This window comes from Corynebacterium hindlerae, from assembly GCF_014117265.1.
In the GTDB taxonomy this organism is placed as follows: Bacteria; Actinomycetota; Actinomycetes; order Mycobacteriales; family Mycobacteriaceae; genus Corynebacterium; species Corynebacterium hindlerae.
The window spans coordinates 1,351,933-1,370,238 of sequence record NZ_CP059833.1 but is presented as its reverse complement, the minus strand read 5'-3'; the positions used below and the strand labels follow the sequence as shown (position 1 = coordinate 1,370,238).

At 57.8% G+C, this 18,306-nt stretch carries 14 protein-coding genes, 1 tRNA gene and 1 pseudogene; all 16 read right to left on the bottom strand.

Annotated elements, in window-relative coordinates; all coding sequences use genetic code 11:
* Positions 1 to 16: 16 nt before the first annotated feature.
* The 16 genes and pseudogenes from HW450_RS13240 to HW450_RS06735 all read right to left on the bottom strand — a co-directional run bounded on the left by HW450_RS13240 (position 17) and on the right by HW450_RS06735 (position 18,254).
* Entirely contained in the window at positions 17 to 316 is a 300-nt protein-coding gene (locus HW450_RS13240) for a carbohydrate-binding protein (protein WP_407926213.1), read from the bottom strand.
* The gene (locus HW450_RS06805; RefSeq protein WP_182384909.1) at positions 316 to 1,647 is read right to left on the bottom strand and encodes a collagen-like domain-containing protein; all 1,332 of its coding nucleotides are present in this window, start codon (positions 1,645 to 1,647) and stop codon (positions 316 to 318) included. The genes HW450_RS13240 and HW450_RS06805 overlap by 1 nt, the downstream gene beginning before the upstream one ends.
* Positions 1,648 to 1,722: 75 nt before the next feature.
* Entirely contained in the window at positions 1,723 to 4,497 is a 2,775-nt protein-coding gene (locus HW450_RS06800) for a Gp37-like protein (protein WP_182384908.1), read from the bottom strand.
* The gene (locus HW450_RS06795) at positions 4,491 to 5,345 is read right to left on the bottom strand and encodes a hypothetical protein (protein WP_232843202.1); all 855 of its coding nucleotides are present in this window, start codon (positions 5,343 to 5,345) and stop codon (positions 4,491 to 4,493) included. The genes HW450_RS06800 and HW450_RS06795 overlap by 7 nt, the downstream gene beginning before the upstream one ends.
* A 3-nt stretch (positions 5,346 to 5,348) precedes the next feature.
* Positions 5,349 to 11,216: a phage tail tape measure protein gene (locus HW450_RS06790; protein WP_182384907.1), complete on the bottom strand. Its 5,868-nt coding sequence runs from the start codon at positions 11,214 to 11,216 to the stop codon at positions 5,349 to 5,351.
* Positions 11,217 to 11,587: 371 nt separating this feature from the next.
* Entirely contained in the window at positions 11,588 to 11,935 is a 348-nt protein-coding gene (locus HW450_RS06785; protein ID WP_182384906.1) for a DUF7426 family protein, read from the bottom strand.
* Positions 11,936 to 12,021: 86 nt separating this feature from the next.
* The gene (locus HW450_RS06780; protein WP_182384905.1) at positions 12,022 to 12,597 is read right to left on the bottom strand and encodes a phage tail tube protein; all 576 of its coding nucleotides are present in this window, start codon (positions 12,595 to 12,597) and stop codon (positions 12,022 to 12,024) included.
* Between the two features lie 8 nt (positions 12,598 to 12,605).
* Positions 12,606 to 13,046, bottom strand: a complete 441-nt coding sequence (locus HW450_RS06775; protein ID WP_182384904.1) for a minor capsid protein — start codon at positions 13,044 to 13,046, stop codon at positions 12,606 to 12,608.
* Entirely contained in the window at positions 13,043 to 13,381 is a 339-nt protein-coding gene (locus HW450_RS06770; protein WP_182384903.1) for a minor capsid protein, read from the bottom strand. Before HW450_RS06770 ends, HW450_RS06775 begins: the two co-directional genes overlap by 4 nt.
* 6 nt (positions 13,382 to 13,387) lie before the next feature.
* Positions 13,388 to 13,789 carry a hypothetical protein gene (locus HW450_RS06765; protein WP_220463885.1) on the bottom strand — a complete coding sequence of 134 codons (402 nt, stop codon included), beginning with the start codon at positions 13,787 to 13,789 and terminating at the stop codon, positions 13,388 to 13,390.
* Positions 13,777 to 14,184 (bottom strand): hypothetical protein, encoded by a 408-nt coding sequence (locus HW450_RS06760; protein WP_182384901.1) that lies wholly within the window; start codon positions 14,182 to 14,184, stop codon positions 13,777 to 13,779. The genes HW450_RS06765 and HW450_RS06760 overlap by 13 nt, the downstream gene beginning before the upstream one ends.
* A gap of 72 nt (positions 14,185 to 14,256) precedes the next feature.
* Positions 14,257 to 15,144: a phage capsid protein gene (locus HW450_RS06755; protein ID WP_182384900.1), complete on the bottom strand. Its 888-nt coding sequence runs from the start codon at positions 15,142 to 15,144 to the stop codon at positions 14,257 to 14,259.
* A 12-nt stretch (positions 15,145 to 15,156) separates the two neighbouring features.
* Positions 15,157 to 15,867, bottom strand: coding sequence for a hypothetical protein (locus HW450_RS06750; RefSeq protein ID WP_182384899.1), 711 nt, complete (start codon positions 15,865 to 15,867; stop codon positions 15,157 to 15,159).
* A 967-nt stretch (positions 15,868 to 16,834) separates the two neighbouring features.
* A complete protein-coding gene (locus HW450_RS06745; RefSeq protein WP_182384898.1) occupies positions 16,835 to 17,014 on the bottom strand; it encodes a hypothetical protein in 180 nt (59 codons plus the stop codon).
* 886 nt (positions 17,015 to 17,900) lie between these two features.
* Positions 17,901 to 17,974, bottom strand: a tRNA-Trp gene (locus HW450_RS06740).
* Positions 17,975 to 18,164: 190 nt separating this feature from the next.
* Positions 18,165 to 18,254 (bottom strand): annotated as a pseudogene (locus tag HW450_RS06735).
* Positions 18,255 to 18,306: the final 52 nt, after the last annotated feature.

The following is an 18,306-nucleotide window of genomic DNA, read 5'->3' as shown; positions in this document are numbered from 1 at the left end:
CCTGCTCCGCCACGGCTCACCACGCCCACCTGTCTCCGGGGCTGGTGCTGGTACTACCGGGGGGGACCTCCTGCCAATTGAAAGAACTGTCAGGGGGTATGCCTCTCCTCCACGAGCTAAGTCTTGTTATAAGCTGGTAGTAACGCCCGTTGTAGGTGACGATGTCGCCTACAGCGTAGTCGCCACCCTCCGACCACTCAGGATACTTCGGAGCCGGAGGCCAAATCTTTCGCGTCCCGTAGTACACCGCTGTCACAGGGGTGCTACCGTAGAAAATCTTGCTCGGGGTGACTCCCCCAACCTTCAGCTCCGCCATCAGCCGGTCACCACATAAATCGTTGACCGATCAGGGGAATACGGCAGGGACGACACCACCTGAATCTTCGGGGCCGAATTCACCTGCGACTGCAACTCCCGCAGCTCCGACTTCGGTGCCTTATCCATCAGAGCCTCCACTAAACCCACAAAATCACGCAGCTCATGCGAATGGGACTTATCAGCCTTCTCACCCAGCGCCGTCTCAAGCCCCGGCACATCCGAAATGCCCTTGATCTCAGCAAGTGACCCATCCTTACCCGCAGGCCCCGGGGGGCCAGCAGGGCCACGGGCACCGTCCCGACCCGGCTCACCCTGAGGCCCTCGCAAAGACTCACCCACCGGCCGGCCATCCACAGTCAACCGGTCACCCTGCAAAGACACCACAGGGGTGCGCCCATCCTTTCCAGGCGCTCCTTCCTTACCTGGTTGCCCGTCTTTACCCGGCTCACCATCCTTACCCGGCTCACCCGGCCGTCCCGGCTCACCAGGGTCCCCCTTATCACCCTTCAGCTGCGCTTTCTGCTCAGGTGACAACGCCTCAAACGTGACCTGGCCGTCCTTGCCAGGGGCACCAGGCTCACCCTTAGGGCCACGAAGCGACTCAGACGTTTTGCCCCCAACCGTGAGCCGGTCACCATCCCACCGGACAGACTCAGGCAAGGCCTTAAACTCCTGAACAGCTTTAGACGCAGTAGAAGCGTGACCGGAAGCTTCATCACGCGCACTTTCGGCACCACGCCGGGCCTCACCAGCCGTACTGGAATGCCTGCCAGCTTCATCCCGCGCCTGCTCGGCAGCCAACTGCGCCCGAGACGCGGCATCGGCAGACTCACTCGCTGTATCGCGCGCACTTTCAGCAGCAGACTGCGCCTCCCGCGCAGAATCAGCATGCTTACTAGCCTCATCCCGCGCCGACTCAGCAGCCTCCTGGGCGCCCACAGCAGCGTCCCGCGCCTCGCCCGAAGCGGACTCAGCCTGTGACGCTACCCGCTGCGACTCAGTAGCTGCCTCCTGAGCCTCGACCGCCCCGTCCCGCGCGCTTTCAGCCTCCTTCTGCGCCTTGGACGCAGCCTCAGAAGCAGCCTCAGCCCCACGCTGCGCCTGCGTCGCCGAAGACGCATCACGCGACACCTGCGACGCCGACCCCTGCACCTCACCATGAAGCCGCTTCACATCACGCTCCAAGCGCTTATGCTCCGCCGACAACGGCACCGCCACAACACCATTACCTGATGTGACCTCCATCCACGCCCTGCCGGTGCGGACTAGGTCATCATCATCGACGAACACGCCGTGGAATGTGCCGGAGAATTGAGGTTCTTCCGTCATGTGACCCCCTCGATAGCTAAAGTTTTTGTGGGCTTTAGGGGATCACATCACGGGAGTTGGCGCGGTCAGCACTGTCTAGGAAGGCAGGATCAAAATGAACCCCGACGAAAACTTCTCAAACGCACCCACACCGTACGAAAAACTACGCGACGGCCCGACCTGACCAGACAAATGCACCGAAAACGACGACAACGCCGACACCCGGATCGACGCCACAAACACACCCGACCAGCCAGGCTTAGCCGTGACCATCAAATCATTACCCGACTTCGAATACGACAGATATTCGTTACTGCCGTAGTCGCCATTCACGGCCAGTACCGCCGGGACTCGGCGTTGCAGCGTTTCCGTCGCCCCGGTCAGTGTCCGCTGCTGCGCCTGTATCTGAGACAGGGCCTCCGACTGCACCGACGTAATACGTCGGTTCTGATCATTAATAGTGGACTGCTGGCGGTTCACCTGCTCCTGGGCCGCGTTGATCTCAGCCTGCGCCCGGTTGATCTCCTCCTGGGTCTTATTCCACTCCGCCTGCCTCACCCACTGGATCGCATTAAAATCGTTTGTTTGCTGTTGTGCAGCGAACGCCAGAGACGTAGCAAGGTTAAAGCTCTGTTGGTTATCAACCGTCCACTGTTTCGCAGCCTCAGCTGTTTCACGCACACGATCCACCGCCTGGGACATCTCACGCCCCGACGCATCCAAATCCCGCCGGGCCGCCTCCAACTGCGCCGACACCTCCCGCTGCGACTGCATGATCTCACGGCGACGCGCCTCAGCCTCAGACACCACAGCCCGACTAATCGGGGCCTCCACTTCCTCCGCCACCACCGTCGCCACATCCGACCGCTTCGGCAAACGAGGGGGCGCGAGATTAGTGCGCTCCGTGAGTTTCTCAATCCGGCGTATCGTGTCCATCAAAGAATCCACCGGTGTTTGTCGGTCAACCTTCTGCCCCAGAAGCGGCATCACCTCAGGCGTCGGCTTATCCTTCGACCACGACGCACGCCAACCACTGATCACCTCCGACACCTGCGTATCCCCATCCCACAAAGTGACCCTATCGCCGGGTTTCCACCCCGGCAACACGCTCCCATCCGGGCGAGTCTGATCGTCACCGAAAATAGTGGAGTTGTTCAGCCCCAGTTTCGCGGTCATCGCGGTGGACCCCTGCATCTGCGCGAACTGCTCCTCAAACGCTGCCGTGGTGTCGGCCGTGACCTCACCACCCATGGAGTGGAACCGCTCACGGTAGAACACAGGCCCCGTGACTGACATGTCCACCACCGCGGACAGTGAGTCGAACGACACCTCCGTGCCGTCCACGGTTGAGGACGGGCTAATGTTCGCGTTCACGCCCTTGATCGCCCCACCGGATTTTTCCACGGCGGTTTTCGCCACCCGTGACAGGGGTGACCCACCGGCGGTGATCTCCCCAGCCGACGCACCGGCCTGCACCCCATCACGGTTCATGAACCCCGTCATCCACGCATCAAACTGCGTCCCAGCAATGATCGCAGCACCATCCGGGGCGGTGATCTCAGCCTCCCACGACTCCAAACCGCCACCGGGGGCGGTGGAGAACACGATCTGCCTTCGGTCACGCTCACCATGGATACGCAGCATGACACCCGGCCACACCGGTTGAGCTTTGGGGACGTTCCTCGCCTCAGACTCGGCCCGAAAATCACGGTCGTTGGCAATGACCCATTGTCCGGCCTGGAGCCACGCGTGGGCGCCACCAGCACCCATGTAGTCTGCGAGCGCCTCAACGTCCGCCTTGGTCTTCACCTGCTCCCCGTCACCACGCACCAGCAACCCGGTCTCAGCAGCCTTCACCGCCAAGACAGTATCCGTCGCTGTCTTCCACGCGCCCTCAGGCCAGTGCGTCACATGCGCACCAAACCACGGGTTAGCCTCACCGGCCCGCTTTAGCTCTTCCACCGTGCCGACACGCGTCACCCCCTCCAGGACACGCTCCGACCCGTCCCGGTAAAACACATCACCCGCCCCCACATCCGGGGCGACCTCGAACACATTCCAGCACACCCCAGCCGTAGGCTCAATCTTCTTACCAGCAGGGTCAAGGGCCGCGGTGCCGTAAAACCTTGTGGGGGGTTGGGCTGTCTCACCCGCCAGCATCGGCGACGCCTCCACCCGATCATGAGGGGCCAAGTACGCCAGTTTCCCGGACCCCCGAAACTCCTGATACCAGGCGCGTTCCACCGCCCCCATGTACTGCCGGATCACCTCACGACCAGGTAGGCCGCGGGCTACCGTGTCCGGGGTGATCGCCTGCACCCCAAAAAACACCCCAGCCCGCGCCCCGGCCTTACCCAAAACATCCGCCACAGTATCCTCCGTGCGGGCCACAACCTCCACACTCGGCCCCGACACATCCGGCAGAAAATAGGTGGGGAGACCAGTACGCGCCACAGCGTGCTGAATAAGCCAATCCGCCGACTCAGACAGTGTGCCCTTGAATGTGGCCGCACCACCATCAACAGCGGTTTCCGGGGACTTCGACACCAGCCGGTGGAAATGCTTATGATCCGACAACACCGTGATAGTCCACTGCTGTGCCCCTGAGTTGGTGCGGGACATTTTCGCCGTATTCACCCGGCCTGTCCACTCCACACCATTCAAAACCAGGGTGACCGGCAACCCAACCACACGCGCACCGTACAGCAGCTTATCCAGTGGGTGCGGGGCCGGAAGCACAATCGTCATCGTGTCCACATCCATATCCGTGGTGGCCTCAACCTCCACAGACTCAGCCCCACTAATCGGCTTCCACGACGCGTAAAACGGATCCCAAATGCGCAGGTCAGGGGTCAAGAATTGGGCTACCATGCCCGGCTCCTCTCGGGGGTGAAACGAAGTTTAAGGGTGAAGTCCTCGGAAGCTCCGACGGCCTCGACGAACACTTTCCCCTCGCGGACAGTCGGCCCCACAGACTCACCTTTCACGGGGTTAGGCCAGTGGGGAACAAACCCCACAAAATCAGTCTTACCTCCCAGGGTTTGCACCAGCCGGTTCCTTGGGTCAGTATTCACCCGCCAGCCTTGTTTATCGGCCGGGAGTTCCTGCCACAGTGAGGCCTCATCCAGCCGGAGTTTCACCGACTTGAACCCTCCGGTGATCTCAAACTCGGGCCACACCATCTCAGTCCCATCAATCGGGAATCGGATCACCCCACCAGCCACATCGCCCGCACTATAGGTGAACTCGTTGCGGAACCTGCGCCACACCGGGGCGTCCGCCGACACAATCAGCCGCAGCCTAGCCCCCAGCCCCAGGCCAGGGTGCCCGCCCACAAACATTGGCTCCGACACCCCCACCAGGCGCAAAGGTAGCCACCGCCACCCGATAGTGGGGTGCAGGGACACCAGTGTGAACTGCTGCTCACCATCGGCGCACATGGTTTCCACCGCATCCACCCAATACGGTGTCCGAGCACCCCGGATAATAATGTCCAGCTCGAACTGTTTTTCCCGGCGCACCTGGCCCTGCCATGTGGCCCCTACTTGCCCCGCGCCCTGCGAGTAGGAGTGCTGACGGTCGGCCATCCACATAGCGTCAGGCACACCACCCAAAAACACCCCGTCATCACACGGGCGGTCAGGATCACTCAGCGGGATCCTGAACCCGTCCTTCGACATCAGCACCAGCCGCATCGGTGGCCGTAAACCCATCTCCATTGTTTATCCTTTCCTCGCAAGCGCCGCAGCCAACGCCCGATTATCCGCATTCCCCGCGTCATGGTTCACCAACGTCACATCCCCGTTGAACACAGCCCCAACATTGTCCTGAACCCCACCATTGGCGACAACAGCCTCAATCCGCTCCACCAAACCCAGCAGATCATCCATCGTCACCCGCATCGCCTTCGTCTCCCGCAAATTCAGCAGCGACGTGGAAGCGGTCACATTCTCCGGTGACGTGACCGGTGCCGAAGGCAACCCAAGACGCGCTGCCTTCTGTGCCCCGTTCTCAACCACCATCGACGACTCCGGCGACAACCGGGCCTCGCGCAGCCCCCCAAACCCGCCACCCGTGGCCCCCGTAAACTGCTTCGCGCCACCAGCCCAACCAGAACCACCGAACTGGAAAAACGCCGTCGCGTTCAACGAATTACCGTCATCCCACAGGGACGCTAAATCATCCGCCCGACGCTCATCGCGCTTCGCATACTCCAGGTTCTTCTCCGCATTATCAACCAGCTGCTGCAACAAATCATGCTGCTTCGCCGCGTCCTTCTGACGCTGCAACCTGTCCTGCGACATCTGAATCTCAAGCTGCTGCTCCTGCAAATCCAACGCCTCAAGAGACTTACCGTCCAGGCCCGGAATAAGCTTCGGGTCACCCTTCCCCACATTCTGCAACGCCCGCTGTTGTTCCTCAGCGGCCTTCACCTGCGCCCGCCCGGCCCTCATCTGACCGGCACCACTAATGATCCCACCGATAGCAGCCGCGCCAGCAGCCAACGCCCCAAGCGGGTTCACCGCCGCCATACCCAAAGCGCCGATGAGTCCGCCGATACCACCGACGATCCCACCCAGGCCATTAGCCGACGTGGCCATGCCCTGCGCCTTGATCGCTTTGATCTCCAGCGCCTTCATTTCCTCAATGTTCAGGGCGCCCTGAATCCTCGCCAAAGCACCAGCAACCAACGCCAACCTAGAGGTTTGAATCGCAGCCAGCTTGTGGGAGCGCTCCATCTCAAAAGCACTATCAGCCAGCTGCTTATCCCGCAAGAACGCCGTCAAATCACGCTGTGCCTTCTCGAACGCGATCTGGGCCTCCAACACCGCCGTACGACGCTCCGTCTTGGCCTTCATCTCCGTGACATTGATCCCGAACAGCACAGCCTCAGAAAGTTCCTTCTGAGACCGCTTCCGGTGCATCGTCAGCTCCCACTCGGCATCAGACACCGCAAGATCAGACTGCCAGCGGGCCTTCACCTGCTCCCGCATCGCCTCAGTCGAGGCCTCGGTCGCGTCCTGCACCGCTTTCTGCGCGTCAATCTGACGCTGCCAAATACCCAGCGCTTCTTTAGCCTGGTCGAGTTTCCTCCGCTCCGCATCCGCCATCGCCTGATACATTCCACCAACAGCACTAAAAATGCCACCAAAAGCATTAGCCAACGACGCAGCCTGCTCAAACGGAGCCTGAGCAAGCTTCAACCGATACTGGCGCTCAGCAGCAGCCGTCCGATTCGCATTCACCACCGACTGCTCACGAGCATTCCGAAGATTCTCTTCCGCCTGCTCAACATCACGAGCGGCCTTCTTCGCCTTCTCCGGCCCGGCCTCACGTGCTTTCTTCAACTCGCGCTCAGCCTTAGCGATCTTGTCCGCAGCATCCCGCGCTTTCTTCGGCGCAGCATCCCTAGCCTTAGCTAGATCCTCCTCAGCCTTAGCGATCTTGTCCGGGTCGCCCTTCTCCCGCGCTTTAGCTAGAGACTCTTCCTTCTTCGCTATCTCGTCGACAGACTTTTGGTCAACATCCGCCGCTTTTTCACGTGCCTTAGCCAGGGCACGTTCCTTTTCCGCGACCTTTTCCGCCGTGGCATCCCCAGCTTTAGCAGCGTTTTCACGCGCCTCAGCCAGCTTTTCTTCCGCCTCAGCAATCGCCTCAACACTGCTTATTTCATCCTCACGGGCCTTTTCAAGATCATTGAACGCTGCAACAGTGTTTTCATTAACCAGCGCTAACGCACCGAGGCCACCACCGATGCCCATGCGCTGCCCGGCCTGGAACACGCTCATAGACCCGTCGCTGATACTGACCTGCGGGCGAGACACACTGCCACCAACAGAACCACCAGAACCGGATGCGGATGTGGAGGTGCCCGCAAGCTGCGAACCATTCCCCCCAACAGACACACCACCATCACCGGTGCCCATCGGCTTGAAATACCAATCAGTGAAACCCCGGCCCTCCAACGGGCCAGCAGCACCACCAATCGTCAAACCACCACCAGTATTCCCACCGGACTCAATATAGGTGCCATCCGGCAACTGGATAGCAGTATGCCCACCACCCGGCCCACCATTCAGGAACGCGACCCGCATATCACCAGGCCCACCCTTACCACGCTGGTAGCCCTTAGCCTCAAGCCAAGCAGCCTCACCCATCGTCGTAGTACGGGAATCGAACGGGTCCAGCCCCTCAGCAGCATTGACCGCCATCGACACAGCACCGGAACAGTCCGTACCGGCAGTAGACCACCCACCAAAAACATACGGGGTGCCATTCATCCCAGCCAGGGCCTGCTTTACCTTATCGGACACACCACCATCGGCATGACGGGGAAGATCATTCGCAAGAGCCGCAAGGATCTGATTAGGGGTGCCCCGGTTAATCGCAGCCAATGTGCGGTTGTACATGCTGCTGCGTTTCCGGTTGGTGATCCACTCACCCCGGTCAACCCACGACACCGGAATACCCTGAGCATCAACCCCAAGGATACCGTCCGTCCGGTCAGTGCCAGGGCCGGCCAGTGGCAGACGGTAACCACCGTGAGTCCGATCACCAGACGCATTACGGGGCAAACGCCCACCAACACTGTAATGCTGACCCACAGACGTCCCAGACGTTGACGCGGTACGGCCACTGCCATAGTATTCGCGCCACTCCTGGATACGGTTAACGATCGTGTGTTCCTGGGAGGTTTTCTTACCATCGTTTTCGTTAACTTCACGGATTTTCGCTAAAGTCGGATCAAAGTTATCCGAAATCGTCACCGTGCCATTAGCACCATTCTTGACCAGGATCCCAAGCTCAACCATCCGCTGAGTAACCTCAGGATCATTAGAATCAATAACGATCTCACCAGTCGGCAAAGTCGTTGTCTTAAGCCCCAACAGCTCAAGAGACTTCAACACCTCCGGCGCATCAGGATTATCAATCTTGATCCGCCCCTCAGGCAACGTCGAGACCTTAACCCCAAGCTCATCCAACATGGTGTTAATGTCAATGCCGTTAGGGAACTCAATCCGAACCTCACCATTAAACGGCTGAGAGACCTTCGCCCCAAGTTCCTCAAGCTTCTGCCTAGCATCCTCAACCTCAGGCCCCGCCTTAACGACAAGAGTTTTACTATCAGGGACAGCAAGAACACTATCCCTCAGCAAACCCATCGCCTTCGACGTGTCTTTAGCCGCTTTCACCAAATTGTTATCAGCAGCAGCTTTCCTTTTCGCAGCCTGAGTAGCCTCATCCAGATCACCAGACGCAGCCCTCGTAGCCTCAGCAAGACGCAAAGACGCAAGCTCAGATTCTGACAGCTTCGATTTCAAATCCTCAAACGCTGCGACACCAGAAACCCCGGCACCCTTCACCTTGTTCATGGCCTCTTCGTTGCCACCAAGAGCGCGGGCGAGGTCATTGTTAGTGACCCCGAATGCTTCAAAATCTTTTTGGGAAATCCTAGTGGCTTTAGACACCTCATTAAAGGATGCTGTCACCCCGTCGGCTTGCGCTTTAATCTCAGCGAGGGCACCTTTTTGCCCCATCATCGCGTCAACAACGGTGCTGCCTTCAAACCCGGCCTTGGATGCGTCAACCAGTGCGCCTTCTTTTTCAGCACGGTTCAGCATAGAGTCCCGGGTCGCCTGCGTCGTCGCACCAGACTGCGCGTTCAGCGACTCAGTCAACTGGTCAACAGCAGCTTTGTGGTCTTCCTCAGCCTGCTTAGCTTTCATATGCTCTTCGGCAAGTTTGCCTAAAGCAAACGACGCACCCATGATCGCCAACCCCCACGGGCCACCTAAAGCCCCCATGAGGCTACCCATGCCGGATTTCATGAGTGATAATCCGCCACGGGCGAACCCAGTCGCAGCGTTACCCATCTTCGCGGTGGATGCGACGAACGAGTGCGCTGCCTGCGCCCCCATCCGATCAATAACCGTAAACGAGTCCTTCGATGCAGAACCAGACAGTTTCGCAGCAGCAGCAAGTGCCTTGTGCTTCTGGGCCACTAATTGCAGGCCCGGCGCGCCTTTCTGGTAGGCGGTGTGCATCCGCTCAATCGTTGGGGAATGCTGCCCAAGCACCTGCAGTGAAGCGTTGACACTTCCAATGCTTTTGCCTTGTGCGTCGGCAGCTGCTTTCACAGCACGGGTTTCGGCCGCGAACTTAGCCAGGTTCCCGGTGCCGGTGTTCAGCGCGGTGTTAAGCCCGGTGAAACGGGTCACGAGTGCTGCGACCCCGGCGGCGTATGCGGGGAAGGGGACACGATCCATGTTGTCCGAGATAGCGGTGATGCCGGAGGCTAGCTGTTTTAGCCCGGCCTCAGCTGGGCCTTTGCCAAGGTCGTAGAGTTTCAGGCCTAGTTCTTCCGCAGCGTTGGAGACCTGGGAGATAGCGCCCGGTAGTCCTTCTGTTTTTGCTGCTGCTACCTCAGCTGCTGCGCCTTCTTTTTCGACGGCCTCACGCATTTTGTCGAACCCGGCTTGGCCTTGCTGTGCAGCAACACCAGCTAGGCGCATAGCGTCGGAGCCGAATAGGGTGGCGGTGGCTGCCTGGTATTGTTCCTCAGACATGGATTTGGAGGCTTTTTCCAGCTGTCCCATGAGGGAGGACATGCCGACGAACTTGCCGTTCGTGTCGTACACGGTCAGGCCAAGCTCTTGCATGGCCTGTTGTGCTGGTTTGCCTTGGTCGGTGAGGGCAAGGAGAGTGGTTTTCAGCAGGGTGCCTGCGTCGCTGCCTTGGATACCGGCGTTTGCGAGCATGCCCAACGATGCTGCTGTGTCTTCGAGGCTCAGGCCGAATTGGTTGGCGACCGCGCCGGATTGTTGCAGGCCTTGTGCGATGCCGGTGATTTCGGCGGATGATGCGTTTGCTGAGTTTGCGAGAACGTCAGCTGTTTTCGCAGCGTAGGAAGCGTCAAGGCCGAAGGCTTGGAGTGCTTGGGATTGGATTGTTGCTGCTTGGGCTGCTTCGATACCGGATGCTGCTGCGAGCTGTAGTGTGCCTTTCGCGGCCTGCATGGATTGTTCGACCGTGAATCCGCCTTTGGCGAGTTCAGACATTGCTGCTGCTGCGTCGCCAGCGGATGTTGCTGGGAGGTCAACATCGTTGCCTAGTTCGCGGGCGACTTTACCGACTGATTTCAGTTGCTGCTCCGTGGCCCCCGACACGGCTTTCATGATGTTCATTTGGTTGGTGTAGTCGTTACCGGCCGTTACGACTGCACCGAGTGCGTCACTGACACCGGCGATACCGGCCACGCCGAGAGCTACACCAGCCACGCCCTTAATGGAACCGAGGGTGTTTTTCAGGTTCCCGGCGCTACGTTCCGCCTTATCGATATCCCCAGTGTCAACACGGGGTTTGATGTTTTTCTTACCGACTTCATCCAGCGCGGTTTTTGTCTTGTTGCTGGCGGAACTTAGCTTTTCAACCCCGCTGCTGTCCGCCTTGGGTTTGATCTGTTTCTTGGAGACATCATCGACTTTCCGGCCGATCTTATCAAGCCCCTGCTCAACCTTGCTGAGGGTGTTTTCGACCCCATCGGCGCGGACTTCAACGGTAGCGGAGAGTTTACCAAGATCAAGACCCATAGCAGGCTCCTAAAAAGTGGGGAAGCCCCCTGTAGACAAGGCGGGTAATCCGAGGCTGTCCCTTAGTCGGGTGGGGTGCCCAATGAGGTCAAGGATCCGTGCTTCAAGCCACCCCCATGAGCGGTGTTTAAGGATTCCTGATTCAATGTCCACCCCGAATTTTTCGTGCAGATCAAGACTTATTTGCGGGAGATGTTCGAGGATTTGCGCCCACGTCAACGATTCCGAACTGGGTTGTTCTTCGTTGTACCAGTCACGCAGCCCGGTTTCCGGGTCGTATGGGCCACCGCCTGGGTCGTCCGGGCCGTAGGCTTTAGGGCGGGGGTCATACGGGCCGTATGGGCCATCAATGAGCTGTGGTTGCGTGTCCTCTAGTTGTTTTTTCCCAGGCTTTCCCAGTGGGTTTTAGCGGCTTCGGGGCCGTAGGCGAAGAAATAAACGGCGGTAATACCCAGGTGAATTTGTTCAACGAATGGGACGTTGTTTTCCTCCAGCTCTGCCCACAGTCCACCTTTCGGGACACCATCTTTGTTGATCTTCCCCTTAAATAGCCGGTTGATGATTTCGACATCATCAACGGTTTTTAGGAGTTCTTCGTCGTTCATGACCTTTTTGATATAAAGGCCGGTTTCCGCGTCGGGGGATTCAACGGTGTAGGTGTGTCCACCAATGGGGGCGGTGAGGTGTGGGGTGAAAAAGTCGTGCAGGTCGGTGAGCACAGCTTCTATCCTTCAAAGTCTCGTTTTTTTAAAAAATTGTGGTGGGGGATTGGGCGCTCCCCCAGGGCGCTACCGCAGAAAGGGGGTTAGCCACCAATACCGGGGAGACCGTCTTCGTCTTCGGAGTCCTCTTCCTTAGACTCTTCCCACGGCTTGGATTCGCTCTCAGCCTCAGTAGGAACCTGAATACGCTTCGGCTTACCGCGGGACATCAACGTCGCGGTGAAGGTGTCCAGATCCTCGATACCGCCCTCGCCGTCCGCGTACTCGACAGTGAACGCGGCCTCAAAGGCCTCATCCACACCGTCGGTGCGCCACGTGCGGGCCTCAATGACGTTATCGAACCCCATGCCGCGACCAGCGTCACGCAAAATCAGCTGGCCCTCATCCTGGGTGAACTTGCCCTTAGCGGTCTTGCCCTTGCGCTTGCCTTCAACTGCGATGGTGTACTTCAGGCCGGTGGAAATCTGGGAGCCGTAGCCCTCACCATCAATGTCTGTGTCGTCCTGCATGGAGCCTTCGAACTTAGGGGCGATCTTCGACAGGCCCCTAACGAACACCCACGTGCCCTTCTTGTTCTTGACCTGGAGGGCGTTCTCGCGTGCGAGAGTGGAGTTCAGGTCACCGGAATATCCTGGGCGTGCTGGCTTAGTGTCTGCCATGGCGTCTCCTAATTAGGGTTGAGTGTGAATCGATAGCTATCGATGTTGTGGAACCTGCCGTTAGCGTCTGTTTCGCGTGGGGAGGTGACCACACGGCGCGAGAGTAAAATCCGTGGGGCGTTGGCGAGTGCTATACCAGTGTTGTTGTGCAAGAGCTGGAACAGCTCGTCTGCTTTTTCTTCCGAGGTGAAGGGATTACGGTCACCCCGGATCCGGAACTGCAGGTAGACGTGTGGTGATTCATCGTCGTGCATGGTGTCATCGTCTCGACTGTCTGCATACTTGTTCACCAGAATGCAGTGTGTGATCGCCTGGGATGTAGGAAATACTCCGATGAAGATAGGCCACGGGTCAGATGCCCGATAGTTTGCGTTAGGTGACCAGGTGCCAAGGCCGTGTTCTGCCAGCCACGCCCCTAACGCTTTTTCGATGTTTCCTGTGGTGGTCACTTCAATCCCTTTGTTATGGTGTTGGCGATGATCCGGGCGATGGTTGGCGCTTCGTTGATCATCGCGGTTTCTAAGAACTTCGCTTGCCCACCTTCGGGGTGGTTCCAGCCGACTTCTTCATGTTGGCGTGCCGCGTAGGGGGTGCTGTAGGATACGGCTGCTTGGTTTCCGTCGGCGGTGACCTTTGCACTGTTGCGCAGGGTGCCGGTGTCCACGGGTGTGAGTTCCACAGCTTCCTTGCGCAAATGTTGCGCCCCCATGAATGCTGCCTTTTCTGCGTTCTTCTTGATCGCGCCGGTGATCTTGCGTGCGTCGAAGCTGTTAGTGAACGGCATTGGTTATCACTCCAGGAATAGGGTGCAGTGGTCTGGTGTTGGCATACCGCCACCGTCGGCGCGTGAAGTGGCGACAACGGTAAGTTCGCGGTTGCCGTAGGCGGGTGGGAGAGTGACCCTAGAACCAACGGGAACCGGGGCTGTGTTGATGTGGCAGTGCAGGCGGGCAGTGGATGTGATCTCAAGCCCCGTTGTCCCCTTGATTACCTGTTGTTTATCCACGACCCGACACATGATCGTTTCCTCAGTGGGCGCGTTGACACCATCTGGTGCGGTCTCGTCAATGATGGCCCCGTATTCGAGATCAGAGTCCCCAAAAGCGGCGTCACCAACCTTCCTCACCACTTTCACGGGGACACTAAACCACACCCCAATAACGTCACTGTGACGGCTTTCTAGTATGCCCACGGCAAACCACCCACCAAACCAGCATCCGCGAGCACGGCAACAGCCATCGGGCACAACGACGACAACGCCAACCTCACAGACTCACTGTCCTTCGTCGCGAACGACACCGAAGCCCCATCAATCGACGACGAAGCAACCTCACCCTTGGTGCCCAAATACCCAGCCACAGGATCAACCCCCGACTGCACCCACTCACGCACCTGCACAGCCACAGCCTCAGCCATCGCATCAATCACATCAGGATCCGTCGGCATCCCAGCCGGATCCGTATCATACAAAGCAGCCCTCGTCTCCCGAGCAGCCAACAACGACGCTAACTGCAACAACACGTCCGCATCATCCGGGATCTCAGAAACAAACTCAGCAAGCTTTTCCCGCGTGCAAAAAATCCTCATTCAAGTTTCCTTAAAAAGAATGATGGGGCACCCACCACAAAGCGAGCACCCCACAAAACCAACAACTGCCGACTAGCCGCCAATACCAGGCACAACACCAGCAGGCTTATCCGACAACGTCGCCGTCAACACCGCCAGACCCTCAGGGCGGTAAGCCTTCGCCCCATAAATCATCAGGCCCTTCACGATGTCAGAGAAACGCTTCTCTTCACGGTCGGTTTCAATCTTGTTCAGCTGGGACACGAACGCGGTCGCCATGGGGGTGCCAGCGTAAGCCTTCTCAGTCTTAGTACCAGCACCAGTCACATTGTTGGACAACAGAACATCCATACCGAGCACACGGCCAACAATGCCATTACGCAAGCCATCAGTGGTGCCGGAAGCGTCCACACGGGTGAAACGCTTATCCATAAGCAGCGCCGAATACAGGGACGGCCCCACAATCACATAACGACCGGTAGTCGGAACAGACTCAAGATTCAGCTTCTCAGACAAAGCGACCAGAGCAGCAAAAGCAGAATTATCAGTACCGGACTTATCAATATCCGCCTTGACCTTCGCTTTAGCGTCAGTCTCAATCTGCTTCGCGATATACTTATCAACCTTGTCGCGCAAAGCAACAGCAGCTGCCTTAGTCGCAGGATCCTTAAACGGCCCAGCAGCCTGCACCACGTCAAGATCATTCACACGGAACGCGAAATACGCGCCCTGGTCAATCTTCATGGCGTTATCCTTCACCGTGAGATCTTCAATCTCAAGGTCACGCTCAATGTCATAGTCGTTGACCGTCGGGGCGGACAGGGACGACAGGTGAACGGTATCGCCCTTGCGGGAGATTTCGCCGGTGTACTCACCGTTCACAATGGCTGCCTGGCCGAATACCAGGCTCTTTTCAAATGGTGCCGCGATAGCGGCAGACCACAGTTCAGGGACGAATGCATCAAGTCCAGTAGATGCCATGACCATGCTCCTTTATAGGTGGTTGAGTTTCCCCGCCGCTGCCAGCTCGTTGATTCGCGCCCATTGGCCGTTTGCTGCGAGCTGTGCGAGGTCATCGCGGGTGATGTGCTTGTCGGCGCTTGGTGCGCCGGTAGTGTCAACCCCAGAAGCCGTGGGCTGTGCAGACAGCCGGAACTTTGGGTTAGCGTTGACGGTGTCCGCCACAAGCTTCTCCACCTGGGAGGCGTAGTCATCGGCGGTAGTATCGAGGCTGTCCAGCAGCCCCTTGCCCTTAAGGAATGGGATGAGAATGTCAGTGTCAGCACCAGCGCTGGTCGCCGCCTTGGTGATCGCGTTTTCGGTTCGGAGCTGGGTTAGCTCGTTGCGGTAACGGTCACTTTCAGCCTTAGCCTGTTCAATCAATGCGGCTTGGTCTACGGGTTCTTCGTCCTTGACGAATCCGAGTGCTTTGCCGAGCTGTTGGATCAGGTCTTGCTTTTCCGCTTCCACCTTTTCCGCCTCAGCTTTTGCTTTGGTGCGGTATTCGGCGGCTTCTTTGCGGAGCTTTTCGACATAGGCGCGGTCGAAAGTTTCAGGCTGCTCATTGTGAGCTGGTGCAGGATCAGCTGGTGCCGGTTCCGGGGTGGCCTTCGCTGCAAGATCGTTTGGGGTAGGCGCGTCCGCCGGGGCTGCGTCTACGGGTGCCTGGGCTTCCTGAGTCTCAGGCTGGGTGGTGTTCTCCACTTTTTCTCCTAGTTTCGCCATCTTTGTTGGGCGAATGGAGAATTGCAGTTTGTGGGCGTTGGCGAGAACTAGCCCCAGAATAGGGGAGTGACGAAAGTGCTCAAGATTGGCGATTTTCTTGGACAATTGTTCATTCGTCCAGCTATTTTGTCACCAAGTGTCGCTATGGGCCGCTACGGGCCGCAATTTTGAGTCTCTTGTGATCTTGATGATCTTTGCCTGTGTGGATTTGGTAAGAAATACTTTTCGCACGTTTGTTTTTCAACTGCTAAAGTTACATTTAGCGAAAAGTGAACAACAACGTTGTAACTCGACGCTAGTGGAGGTTCTTCGGAGAATCCACGGCCCTCTTGGGAGCGGTGACCTCATGGCCCACCGCTTGCGGTGAGGTTCCTGAGTCATCGCTCAGGGGTCAAGCTCACCGACCTGGGAAGGGAGGTGAAACTGAATATGGGAAAGCATCGTCTAAAGACGTCAAAAGCCCATCGCCAAGGGCAAATGTCCTGGCAACGGGCGATCGACATGCTAGTTGGGAAACTAGCCTTCGATGGACTGTCTGAGAAAGCGGCAACTTTCATAGACTGGGTTCACCAAATGTAATTTCGTGGCACTCTACCTCGCGCCTGCAAGCATGGGGTAGGGTGCTGCTTTCTTTTTGTTTCATCTTGAGTATAACGCGAGTTACGTTAGTAATTAACGTTTCGGTTATGAGCTGTATTTAGCGGTTTGACACTCCATAACCGCCATAACTGACATAATGCACATACGCTGCAAAGCTATCCGCAACTGTTGATACTGCTCATGTTGCATATCTGCAACTTGCAACAATAATCAAGGCGATTATTCGGACGTATATTTTTGTGGATAATCGTGTGGATATTTTTACCCACTTGTGGGGGTGTGCAGGTGCATATGTGACCGCATGTGACCGTAAGTGGATGTAAGTGGCTGTAAGTGGCTGATTGGACTATGGCAGGTTGATGTCATCGTCTGGTAGTGGGTTGCCGTCGGCGTCGTAGTGGTCGCTTGGGTCGTCTGGGATGCTGCAGGCGATGTAGGGGATTGGTTCGCCGTTTTCGTCCTTAATGAGTTCTTCGAAGTCCACTACTTCGAGCGGCTTGGGGAATTGGTATGTGTTGGTGTTCATGCCGGTGAGTCTAGGTTCCATGGTGGACAACACTACCGCAACTTAGAACACTTGTTCTAGTCAAACCATTCAGTCTCTACCGGGTACTTCGGCTCAGGTACTTCGGCTCAGGTTCTTCACCACGTCGCAACGCTTCCTTAGCGCGACGTCGGCATAAGCGCCTGCACTTGCGCGTGTGGTCGGCGTGTCCATCAGCGCTCACCCAATAGGGGCTTGCATGCCCGCCCCGCTGGTCTCTGTGATCGCGACTCATGCTTTCCCGCCTGGATTTGAACCAAGTCTCTGAGAACCAAACTCTCAGGTGCTGCCTGTTACACCACGGGAAATGTGACCACCCCGCCTAAGCCCGGGGGGCTAGTTATTGGCGGGGTGGAATCTTTGGTGGCAGTGTTGAGAGGCTATCTACACCCGCTTGGGATGCAGTGCATCAACAGTGCCGGTCGCTGGCTAGAGGCGGTTAGCGTGTTCCACACTCAGGTGGACTACTAACGGGACGCATAGACCAGCTCGCACAACCACCGCACTAGTAACGGTTTCGTGCTGTGCGCTCCTTGGACTCGAGCCAAGGTGTCTGCCGGTAGCGCTGTCCTGCCGGGCTGCCAGTCTTTTGCGATGCTGGCGCTGACGTTCCTCGATAGAGCTAAAGGGGGCTTGCGCGTCTTACCTTTAGCCTCGTGCGTGCCCGGGCCTTGAACCCGGGTGGGATACCACTCACGCGACCACAGATAGCGTCCTGTTAGTACGGCCCGGCTCTTCGCCTTTTACATGCTGTCCGGGCTTGCATGGTTCGACAGTCTGGCTGGACTGCCTGGTTTTGCCTTGCTTCGGAATCGAACCGGAAACATGTGGGGGTCACCCACACGCGCCTGACCACAGGCCAAGACAGCACACCCTGCAGGACTTGAACCTGCAACCACTGGTTTTGGAGACCAGCGCTCTACCAAATTGAGCTAAGGGCACAAGGTGGGAGGGCGGATTGCTTTTTACCGCCACGGGCTTGTCCACGGTCATCTATGAGTACCGCACCCGGCCAGACCTATCAGGCGGCTAAGCCTCGTTCCCCGCTAAGGGCAGTCTGCACAATCTTCGGCCCCGCGAACACGGCCTTTTGTTCTGTCACTCCCAGCCACCCGCCGTCGCCGGTGGCCTGTTCCCTCGGCAGGATTTGAACCTGCGTGATCTCAACGGATCTACGAGCCAGCTTCGCCCGCAACCTTAAGCCTTACTCAGTCACAAGGGATAGTTGGGTGTTTGCTTTGGGGAAGGTGATCCGCAAACACCCTGACCAGTAA